Origin of the sequence: Rhizobium sp. BK251, assembly GCF_004345245.1 — a bacterium.
Lineage (GTDB): Bacteria > Pseudomonadota > Alphaproteobacteria > Rhizobiales > Rhizobiaceae > Rhizobium.
Map to the genome: position 1 here is coordinate 510598 of NZ_SLUQ01000006.1, position 10093 is coordinate 520690.

9 protein-coding genes are annotated in these 10093 nt (G+C 63.3%); all 9 read left to right on the forward strand.

Annotation, left to right across the window (positions count from 1 at the left end):
- The first annotated feature begins 95 nt into the window (after positions 1–95).
- Positions 96–2411 carry a bifunctional salicylyl-CoA 5-hydroxylase/oxidoreductase gene (locus EV286_RS17930; RefSeq protein ID WP_132958494.1) on the forward strand — a complete coding sequence of 772 codons (2316 nt, stop codon included), beginning with the start codon at positions 96–98 and terminating at the stop codon, positions 2409–2411.
- Between the two features lie 9 nt (positions 2412–2420).
- Complete coding sequence (locus tag EV286_RS17935) at positions 2421–3209, forward strand: SDR family NAD(P)-dependent oxidoreductase (protein WP_132958495.1); 789 nt, start codon at positions 2421–2423, stop codon at positions 3207–3209.
- Complete coding sequence (locus EV286_RS17940) at positions 3206–4057, forward strand: enoyl-CoA hydratase family protein (RefSeq protein ID WP_132958496.1); 852 nt, start codon at positions 3206–3208, stop codon at positions 4055–4057. Before EV286_RS17935 ends, EV286_RS17940 begins: the two co-directional genes overlap by 4 nt.
- A gap of 3 nt (positions 4058–4060) precedes the next feature.
- On the forward strand, positions 4061–5254 hold the full coding sequence (locus EV286_RS17945) for an acyl-CoA dehydrogenase family protein (RefSeq protein ID WP_132958497.1): 1194 nt from the start codon (positions 4061–4063) through the stop codon (positions 5252–5254).
- A complete protein-coding gene (locus EV286_RS17950) occupies positions 5251–6438 on the forward strand; it encodes an acyl-CoA dehydrogenase (protein ID WP_132958498.1) in 1188 nt (395 codons plus the stop codon). The genes EV286_RS17945 and EV286_RS17950 overlap by 4 nt, the downstream gene beginning before the upstream one ends.
- A gap of 12 nt (positions 6439–6450) precedes the next feature.
- Positions 6451–6864, forward strand: a complete 414-nt coding sequence (locus EV286_RS17955) for a thioesterase family protein (RefSeq protein WP_348633558.1) — start codon at positions 6451–6453, stop codon at positions 6862–6864.
- Complete coding sequence (locus EV286_RS17960) at positions 6857–7252, forward strand: RidA family protein (protein WP_132958500.1); 396 nt, start codon at positions 6857–6859, stop codon at positions 7250–7252. Before EV286_RS17955 ends, EV286_RS17960 begins: the two co-directional genes overlap by 8 nt.
- 13 nt (positions 7253–7265) lie before the next feature.
- Entirely contained in the window at positions 7266–9260 is a 1995-nt protein-coding gene (locus EV286_RS17965; protein WP_207909868.1) for a 3-hydroxyacyl-CoA dehydrogenase NAD-binding domain-containing protein, read from the forward strand.
- 31 nt (positions 9261–9291) lie between these two features.
- Positions 9292–10093: acetyl-CoA C-acyltransferase (locus tag EV286_RS17970; RefSeq protein WP_132958542.1), on the forward strand; the 802-nt coding region annotated here is incomplete at its 3' end.

A 10093-nucleotide genomic window follows, 5' to 3' on the forward strand; every position in this document is an offset into this window, starting at 1 on the left:
CGATTAATGCTTGACGCCCTGCTCGGCAAACCTATATTTTAAACTTAAAATATCTGCACGCGGCGAAAGCCATGCAGTTGAGGAAGGTAGCGGATATGCGGATCGTATGCATCGGCGGTGGACCGGCGGGCCTCTACTTTGGGCTGCTCATGAAGAAGCTCCACCCCGCCCACGACGTCACCGTCGTCGAGCGCAACCGGCCTTACGACACGTTTGGCTGGGGCGTCGTTTTCTCCGATGCCACGATGGAATCGATGAGGCGGTGGGATCCGGAAAGTGCCGTCGACATCGAGGACGCGTTCAATCATTGGGACGATATTGAGGTCTGGTTCAAGGGCACGCGCCAGCGCACCAGCGGGCACGGCTTTGTCGGGATAGGCCGCAAGCGCCTCCTCAATATCCTGCAGAAGCGCTGCGAAGAGCTCGGCGTCAGGCTCGTCTTCGAAACTGACGTCAACAGCGACCTCGATTTTCCCGATGCCGATCTCATCATTGCGTCGGACGGCCTCAACTCCAGGATTCGCCAGCGCTACGAGAAGGAATTCGAACCCGATCTCGTCGTACGGCCCAATCGCTACATCTGGCTTGGCACGAAAAAGCTCTACGACGCCTTCACCTTCGACTTCCGCAAGACCGAGCATGGCTGGTTTCAGGCGCATATCTACAAGTTCGACGACAAGACCTCGACCTTCATCGTCGAGACTACGGAAGAGGCGTATCTCGCACACGGTCTCGACAGGATGGACCAGCAAGGCTCCATCGACTTCTGCGAGAGCCTGTTTTCCGAGGTTCTCGACGGTGCGGAACTGATGACCAATGCGCGCCACCTGCGCGGCTCGGCCTGGCTCAACTTCAACCGGCTGATCTGCGGCAAGTGGAGCCTGTTCAATGGCAAATCCCACGTCGTCCTGATGGGCGACGCCGCCCATACCGCCCATTTCGCGATCGGTTCAGGTACCAAGCTCGCCATCGACGACGCGATCGAGCTGACCAATCAGTTCGAGCAGTTCGGTCACCAAAAGACGAGCATTCCGGCAGTGCTTGCAGCCTATGAGGAGATTCGCCGCGTCGATGTCGCGCGCATCCAGAACGCGGCGCGCAATGCCATGGAATGGTTCGAGGTCGTCGGCCGCCGCTATGCCGACACCCTGGAGCCGGAGCAGTTCATGTATTCCATGCTGACCCGCTCGCAGCGTATCAGCCACGAAAATCTGCGCCTGCGCGACAAGGACTGGCTCGAAGGCTATGAGCGCTGGTTTGCCCGCAAGGCGGGGCTCGAGGTCAAAGACGGCGAGCGCTGCCTGCCACCGATGTTCACGCCCTATACAGTTCGCGGCCTGACGCTGCAGAACCGCGTCATCGTCTCGCCGATGGCGATGTATTCGGCGACGGACGGGCTGATCAACGATTTCCATCTCGTGCATCTCGGCAGCCGCGCACTTGGCGGCGCGGGCCTCGTCTTTGCCGAGATGACCTGTGTCTCGCCCGATGCCCGGATTACGCCCGGCTGCCTCGGCCTGTGGAATGACGAGCAGATGGCCGGATGGAAGCGCGTTGTCGATTTCATACACGGCAGCACCAATGCCAAGGTCGGCGTCCAGCTTGGCCATGCCGGTCGCAAGGGTGCAACGCGCCTCGCCTGGCAAGGGATCGACCAGCCGCTTGAAGAAGGCGCGTGGCCGCTGATCTCGGCTTCGGCCCTGCCCTATCTCAAGCACGGCCAGGTTCCGAAAGCCATGGACCGGGCGGACATGGATCGCGTCAAGGCCGATTTCGTGGCAGCAACCGAGCGTGCCGCGGCTGCAGGTGCCGACTGGCTCGAATACCACTGCGCCCACGGATACCTGATGTCGAGCTTCCTCTCGTCACTCACCAACCAGCGCACGGATGAATATGGCGGCAGCCATGAGAACCGGGCGCGCTATCCGTTGGAAGTCTTCACGGCGATGCGCGCCGCATGGCCTGCAGACAAGCCGATGTCGGTGCGCCTCTCCTGCCACGACTGGTATGAAGGCGGCAACATACCGGAAGACGCGGCGATCTTCGCCGAAATGTTCAAGGAGGCGGGAGCCGACCTGATCGACTGCTCGTCCGGACAGGTCAGCAAGGAGGAAAAGCCGGTTTACGGCCGCCTGTTCCAGACGCCGTTTTCCGACAAGATCCGCAACGAGATCCACATTCCGACGATCGCCGTCGGCGCCATATCAGAGGCCGACCACGCCAACTCGATCATCGCTGCCGGTCGCGCCGATCTCTGCGCGGTCGCACGCCCGCATCTGGCGGATCCCGACTGGACGCTGCATGAAGCGGCGAAGATCGGCATCACCTCGATTGCCTGGCCGAAGCAATACCTCTCGGGCAAGTCTCAGTACGAGACCAACCTCGCCCGCGCGGCGCAGGCACCGAAATAAGGACGGCCGATGATGGATCGGACACTGGCAGGACGTCACGCCTTGGTCACTGGAGCGGGCAGCGGCATCGGAGCTGCAATCGCGCGCCGCCTCGCATCCGCCGAGGCCCTCGTGACACTTGCCGGCCGCCGCCGCGAGCCGCTGGAAGCGCTTGCAGCCGAGATGGGCGCACGCGACGTTTTCGTGCTGGATGGTTTCGACGTTACCAGCCCAGAGGCCGTCGCATCCGGTCTTGCCAGGGCGCGTGACGCCTTTGGGCCGGTCTCGATTCTCGTCAACTGTGCCGGAGAAGCCCCGAGCGCATCCTTCGAGAAGACCTCGCTCGACATGTGGAACCAGGTTCTTTCCGTAGACCTGACGGGTGTCTTCAATGTCACGCAGGCCGTGCTGCCTGACATCAAGGCTTATGGCGCCGGCGCGCGCATCATCAACATCGCCTCGACTGCCGGCCTGACCGGCTACGCCTATGTTTCCGCCTATTGCGCCGCCAAGCATGGCGTCGTCGGCCTGACGCGCGCGCTCGCACTCGAACTCGCGAAGAGGGGCGTCACAGTCAATGCGGTTTGCCCTGGTTTTACCGACACCCCGATCATCCAGCGTTCCATCGCCGAGATCATCGCAAAGACGGGGCGAAGCCCGGACGAGGCTCTGGCCGAATTCGTGAAGGTCAATCCGCAAGGAAGGCTTGTGCAACCGGAGGAGGTTGCCGACTGCGTGCTCTGGCTCGCATCGCCGGGCGCGTCATCGATCAATGGACAGGCGATCGCGATCGCCGGTGGGGAGGTCATGTCAGGATGAGCGAACAAGACGTTTCGACTGCGAGCAATCTGAAGTCCTTCGCAAGCTATCAGCCGCGCCACTTCCTCTGGGAGACGAGCGAGGATGGCCGGGTTGCGACGCTGACCCTCAATCGCCCCGACCGTAAGAACCCGCTGACCTTCGAAAGCTATGCGGAGCTGCGCGACCTGTTCCGCGATCTCGCCTACGCCTCGGATGTGCGCACCATTGTCCTGACCGGTGCGGGCGGCAACTTCTCTTCCGGCGGCGATGTCTTCGAGATCATTGAGCCGCTGACCCGCATGACCATGCCCGATCTGCTCGCTTTTACGCGCATGACCGGCGATGTGGTGAAGGCCATGCGCAAATGCCCGCAGCAAATCATTGCTGCCGTCGACGGCATCTGCGCCGGGGCTGGCGCGATCCTCGCCATGGCGTCAGACCTGCGCCTTGCAACGCCGGAGGCGCGCACGGCATTTCTCTTCACCCGCGTCGGGCTGGCCGGCGCGGACATGGGTGCCTGTGGCATCCTGCCGAGGATCATCGGCCAGGGACGGGCCTCCGAACTTCTCTATACGGGCCGCTTCATGACGGCATCGGAGGGCGAGCGCTGGGGCTTTTTCAACGCAATTCACCCGGGTGACGCCCTGTTGCCGGCGGCACACGAGCTTGCTCGAACGATCGCCGATGGCCCCTGGTTCGCCCATGGCATGACCAAGACCATGCTCAACCAGGAATGGGCAATGGGCATCGAGGAGTTGGTCGAGTCCGAAGCGCAGGCCCAGGCGATCTGCATGGCGACGCAGGATTTCCGCCGCGCCTTCGAGGCCTTCGCCGCCAAGCGCAAGCCGGTATTCGAGGGAAACTGAGCAATGGCCGCCTCAACTGCGCGGGCCGTGTCCCGCGAGCATCTCGCCTGGCCGTTCTTCGATGCCTCCCATGCCGAATGGGCGGTACGGCTCGACGGCTTTGTGGCATCGCCCGCAGCGACCGGCATCGACCATCAGGATGTCGACGGCGCCTGCCGCAGGCTTGTGCGCTCTCTCGGGGAAGCCGGTCTGCTCGAAGCGACGGTGAGCCTTGAGGGCCATGACGGGATCGACTCCCGCAAGATATGCCTGGCGCGCGAGACGCTCGCCTTTCATGACGGGCTCGCCGACTTTGCCTTCGCGATGCAGGGCCTTGGCACTGGCGCAGTCTCGCTTGTCGGCTCCAGGGAACTGCGGCAGGCAATCCTGCCGAAGGTCGGGCGCGGAGAGTGGATTTCGGCCTTCGCGCTTTCGGAAAAGCACGCGGGCTCCGATGTCGCGGCGATGACCTGCGCGGCGCGCCCCGACGGCGATCACTATGTTCTCGACGGCGAGAAGACCTGGATCTCCAATGGCGGTATCGCTGACGTCTATACCGTCTTTGCCCGCACTGGCGAGGCGCCCGGCACCCGCGGCATCTCCGCCTTCGTGATATTCGCCGACGATCCCGGCTTCTCGATCACCGAGCGGATCGACGTGATCGCACCCCACCCGCTTGCGACGATCCGTTTCGACAACTGCCGCATTCCTGCATTGCGCCTGCTTGGCAACGCGGGAGAAGGCTTCAAGATCGCGATGCGCACGCTCGACATCTTCCGCTCGTCGGTTGCCGCAGCCGCCCTCGGCTTTGCGCGCCGGGCACTTGCAGAGGCCCTCGCCTATGGCCAGGACCGGCCGATGTTCGGCGCAACGCTCGCCGACCTTCAGCTTACCCAGGCGTCCCTGGGCGACATGGCGACTGCGATCGATGCCGCGGCTCTCCTGACCTATCGCGCCGCCTGGCGGCGGGACGTCCAGAAATTGCCGACCACGCGCGAAGCCGCGATGGCCAAGATGACGGCAACGGAAAACGCCCAGACAGTGATCGACCGCGCCGTACAGATGTTTGGGGGCCGCGGCGTCAGAAGCGGGGAAATCGTCGAGCGCCTCTACCGCGAAATTCGCGCCCTCAGGATCTATGAGGGCGCCACCGAAGTTCAAAAGCTCATCGTTGCCCGCGAACTTCTCAAGGAAAATGCACAGCAGGGAAAATCATGACCGCGCAGAAAGCCGTTTTCGATTGGGCCGATCCCTTCCGGCTCGAGGATCAACTGACCGACGAAGAACGCATGGTCCTTCGCACGGCGCATGAGTACGCGCAGGAGAAGCTGGCTCCTCGGGCGCAGATGGCGTTTCGAAAGGAAGTCACCGACCCCGCGATCTTCCTCGAGATGGGTGAATTGGGATTGCTTGGTCCGACTATCTCACCGGATTACGGCGGCGCCGGTCTCGGCTATGTGGGCTATGGCCTGATCGCCCGTGAAGTCGAGCGCGTCGACAGCGGCTACCGCTCGATGATGAGTGTGCAATCTTCCCTCGTGATGGTGCCGATCGACGCATTTGGCTCGGAGGAGCAGAAGCAGAAGTACCTGCCGAAGCTCGCGACCGGCGAGCGGATCGGTTGCTTCGGCCTGACCGAGCCCGATCATGGCTCCGACCCGGGCTCGATGATCACCCGAGCGAAGAAGGTTGACGGTGGCTATAGCCTGAAGGGCGCAAAGACCTGGATTACCAACGCACCGATCGCCGATGTCTTCGTCGTCTGGGCAAAGACCGAGGATGGCGTCATCCGTGGGTTTATCCTGGAAAAGGGCTGGAAAGGCCTTTCGGCCCCGGCGATCCACGGCAAGGTTGGTCTCAAGGCCTCGATTACCGGCGAAATCGTGCTCGACGATGTCTTCGTGCCCGAAGAAAACCTGTTGCCTTCCGTCACCGGGTTGAAGGGTCCCTTCACCTGCCTGAACTCAGCTCGTTTCGGCATCGCCTGGGGCGCGCTGGGCGCGGCGGAATCCTGCTATCACACGGCGCGTCAATATGTGCTCGACCGCGAGCAGTTCGGCAGGCCGCTTGCCGCCAACCAGCTCATCCAGAAGAAGCTTGCAGACATGGTGACCGAAATTTCCCTCGGCCTCCAGGGTTGCCTGCGCCTTGGCCGCATGAAGGAAGAGGGTCATCCACCGGTCGAGCTCACTTCCATCCTGAAGCGCAATTCCTGCGGCAAGGCGCTTGCGATTGCCCGTGACGCCCGTGACATGTTGGGCGGCAACGGCATTTCGGACGAGTTCCCGATCGCGCGCCATCTGGTCAACCTCGAAGTGGTCAACACCTATGAGGGTACGCACGACATCCATGCGCTGATCCTCGGGCGGGCGATCACCAACATCGCCGCTTTCGCCAACTGAGGAGCCCCCGTGATGTTCACAACGACGCGGGAGCTTGGTTTCGGGGATTGCGACCCTTCGGGCATCGCATACTTTCCCGCCTATCTCGACCACCTCGTCGGAGCGCTCGAAGATTTCTTCGCAGCCGCAGGCATTCCCTGGCCGAAAATGATTGCCGAGCGCCGGATCGGCACGCCCACTCTCAAACTCGACCTTACCTTCGTCAAGCCTGGTTTCCATGGCGACCGACTGGAATTCGCCATTCGCGTCATCAGGCTCGGCACCTCCTCGATGGATCTGGAGCACAAGGTTTTCCGCGACGACGAACTGCTTTGGTCAGCCAATCAGCGCATCGTCGCCACGTCGCTGGAGACCCACAAATCCTGCCCCTGGCCCGACGACATGCGTGCCGCCTTCATGCCCTATCTGGAGAACAAAGATGCATAAGATCCTTCAACCCGCGGGCTGGGCAAAGCCTCTCGGCTATGCCAACGGCGTCGAAGCGCGAGGGCGGCAGGTCTATGTCGGCGGCCAGATCGGCTGGAACGAGCAATGCGAGTTCGAAACCGACGACTTCGTGGGGCAGGTCCAGCAGACGCTGAAGAATGTCGTTGCCGTTGTCGCCGAGGCCGGCGGCGCGCCCCATCACATCACCACCATGACCTGGTACTTCACCGACAAGCGGGAATATCTCGGCAATCTGAAAGGCATCGGTGCAGCCTACCGCGAGGTGATCGGCCGCCACTACCCCGCCATGGCCGCCGTCCAGGTCGTGTCGCTCGTCGAGGACCGCGCCAAGGTCGAGATCCAGGCGACCGCCGTCATTCCCGATTGATGGAGTTCGGCTGATGGAAATATCGTCCGAAAGCGGCGTCCCGCAGGAATTCTCCTCGACGGTGCGTGGCGAGATGCGTGGTTCTACCCTCGTCGTGACGATCGACAACCCACCGGTCAATGCGACGGGTGCGGACGTGCGCGCCGGGCTGATGACAGCGCTTGATCGCGCGAAAGCGGACGACGTCGCCGCAATCGTGCTGACGGGTACGGGAAAGACCTTCATCGGTGGTGCCGACATCAAGGAGTTCGGCAAGCCTCCTGTGCTGCCGACACTTCCGGACGTCATCGAGGCAATCGAGTCATCACCAAAGCGCATTGTTGCAGCGGTAAACGGGGCAGCGCTTGGCGGCGGCCTTGAAGTGGCGCTTGCCTGCCACGCACGCATCCTGTCTCCGGCTGCCTCGCTCGGCTTGCCGGAGGTGACGCTCGGCCTCGTTCCCGGCGCAGGCGGTACCCAGCGCCTGCCGCGACTCGTTGGTGCCATTGGCGCCCTCGACATGATTGCAGGCGGGAAGCCGATAGCCGCGGGTAAGGCCGTCGAGATCGGACTTGCGGAACGCCTTGCGGGCGGTGATCTCGTTGCCGAGGCTGCTTGCTATGCAGACGAACTCGCCAATGCACCCATCAGGAGGACCGGCACGCTCCCGGTGTCCGCTTTTGCGCCCTCCGAGTTTGAGGACTTGGCGGCTCGCTACGTCAAGCGCGCTCGCGGCCAGACCGCACCGCAGGAAGCGATCCGCCTGGTAGCGCTGGCGAGCAAGGTGGACCTGCAGGCGGGACTGGCCGAGGAACGCACGACATTCCTGCGGCTGCGCGACGGGACGCAATCGAAGGCGCTTCGCCACATCTTCTTCGCCGAGCGTGCCGCGGGCAAGCCCGCAGATATCTCCAGCTTCGAACCGCGCAGCCTTGCCGTTGTCGGCGTTGCCGGCACGGGTCTGATGGGGTGTGGTATTGCAGTCGCGACACTTGCTGCCGGCTATTCGGTCATCGCACTCGACCAAAGCCCCGAAGCTGCCGCCAAGGGTCGGGAGCGGATCAGCGAACTGATTGGAGCGGCCGTGAAATCCGGCCGCCTTTCGTCCGAGGCCGCCGATGAGCAACTGGGCCGGCTCGTCGTTTCTGCCGAACCGAATGATATGAAAGCGGCCGACCTGGTGATCGAGGCGGTCTTCGACGAACTGGACGTCAAGATCGATCTCTTTCGCAAGCTCGATGGTATCGTGCGCAGTGACACGGTGCTTGCGACCAATACGAGCTATCTCGACCCCGACGTTATTGCGGCGGCCACTGCCCATCCCGAGCGTGTCATTGGCCTGCATTTCTTTTCGCCCGCCCACATCATGCGGCTGGTCGAGGTCGTTCGTTGCCAGCAAACCGATCCCGCCGTGCTCGCAACTGCCCTCGCCTTCGCGCGAAAACTCCGCAAGGTGCCGGTTGTCGCGGGCGTCTGCGAGGGCTTCATCGGCAACCGCATCTTTTCCGCCTATCGCACGGAAGCCGAGCGGCTCATCGAGGAGGGCGCGCTTCCCCAGGACATCGATCTCGCAATGGAGGACTACGGCTTCGCCATGGGGCTCTTTGCGGTCTATGACATGGCGGGGCTCGAAATTGCCTGGGCGCGCCGGAAGCGGCAGGCGGCCTCACGAGATCCGAATGCTCCCTACTTCGAGATTCCCGATCGCCTCTGCCAGGCAGGGCGCTTCGGCCGCAGGGCTGGCAAGGGCTGGTACCTCTATCAGAATGGCGAGCGGACGGTCGATCCCGAGATCGACCGGATGATTGCCGACTATCGCATCGAAAAGGGCTTCGTCGCCCGAGCGATCGGCAAAGACGAGATCATGAGCAGGCTGTTGCAGGCGATGGCGCGCGAGGGCCAGGCGCTGATCGACGAAGGCATCGCGGGAACGGCCGACGATATCGACGTGGTCCTGGTCCTGGGCTACGGCTTCCCGGCCCACCAGGGCGGTCCGATGTTCGCCGCAGCCCATGGATCTGATCGATGACGGCCCCGACGCGACACGGGAGAAGGACAGGATGACCGAAGCCTATATCTGCGACTACATCCGCACGCCGATCGGCCGTTTCGGCGGATCGCTGTCCTCGGTGCGCGCCGACGATCTCGGGGCTATCCCGCTGAGAGCACTGATGGCCCGCAACCTCTCCGTCGACTGGGAGGCGGTCGACGACGTCGTCTTCGGCTGCGCCAACCAGGCCGGCGAGGACAACCGCAACGTCGCGCGCATGTCGCTGCTGCTGGCCGGCCTGCCGGTCTCGGTGTCGGGCACGACGATCAACCGGCTCTGCGGCTCCGGCATGGATGCCGTCATCACCGCCGCCCGCGCCATCCGCTCGGGCGAGGCGGAACTGATGATCGCCGGCGGCGTCGAAAGCATGAGCCGCGCGCCCTTCGTCATCCCGAAGGCCGACAGCGCCTTCTCGCGCAATGCCGAGATCTACGACACCACGATCGGCTGGCGCTTCGTCAACCCGCTGATGAAGAAGCAGTACGGCGTCGATTCGATGCCGGAGACCGGCGAGAACGTCGCCGAGGACTATCGTGTCAGCCGCGAGGACCAGGATGCCTTTGCGGTACGCAGCCAGGCCAAGGCCGCAGCATCGCAGGCAAGCGGCCGGCTTGCGAAGGAGATCACCCCGGTGACGATCCCGCAGCGCAAGGGCGATGCGATCGTCGTCGACAAGGACGAGCATCCGCGGGCAACGACGATGGAGGCGCTCGCCAAGCTCGGCACGCCGTTCAGGAAGGAAGGCGGCACGGTCACCGCCGGCAACGCCTCTGGCGTCAATGACGGTGCGGCCGCCCTGGTCATCGCCTCGG

What these genes read in the sequence shown, in the direction of transcription:
- EV286_RS17930 (WP_132958494.1), top strand. Translation starts at nt 96, where the DNA reads ATGCGGATCGTATGCATCGGCGGTGGACCGGCGGGCCTCTACTTTGGG.
- EV286_RS17935 (WP_132958495.1), top strand. Translation starts at nt 2,421, where the DNA reads ATGATGGATCGGACACTGGCAGGACGTCACGCCTTGGTCACTGGAGCG.
- EV286_RS17940 (WP_132958496.1), top strand. Translation starts at nt 3,206, where the DNA reads ATGAGCGAACAAGACGTTTCGACTGCGAGCAATCTGAAGTCCTTCGCA.
- EV286_RS17945 (WP_132958497.1), top strand. Translation starts at nt 4,061, where the DNA reads ATGGCCGCCTCAACTGCGCGGGCCGTGTCCCGCGAGCATCTCGCCTGG.
- EV286_RS17950 (WP_132958498.1), top strand. Translation starts at nt 5,251, where the DNA reads ATGACCGCGCAGAAAGCCGTTTTCGATTGGGCCGATCCCTTCCGGCTC.
- EV286_RS17955 (WP_348633558.1), top strand. Translation starts at nt 6,451, where the DNA reads ATGTTCACAACGACGCGGGAGCTTGGTTTCGGGGATTGCGACCCTTCG.
- EV286_RS17960 (WP_132958500.1), top strand. Translation starts at nt 6,857, where the DNA reads ATGCATAAGATCCTTCAACCCGCGGGCTGGGCAAAGCCTCTCGGCTAT.
- EV286_RS17965 (WP_207909868.1), top strand. Translation starts at nt 7,266, where the DNA reads ATGGAAATATCGTCCGAAAGCGGCGTCCCGCAGGAATTCTCCTCGACG.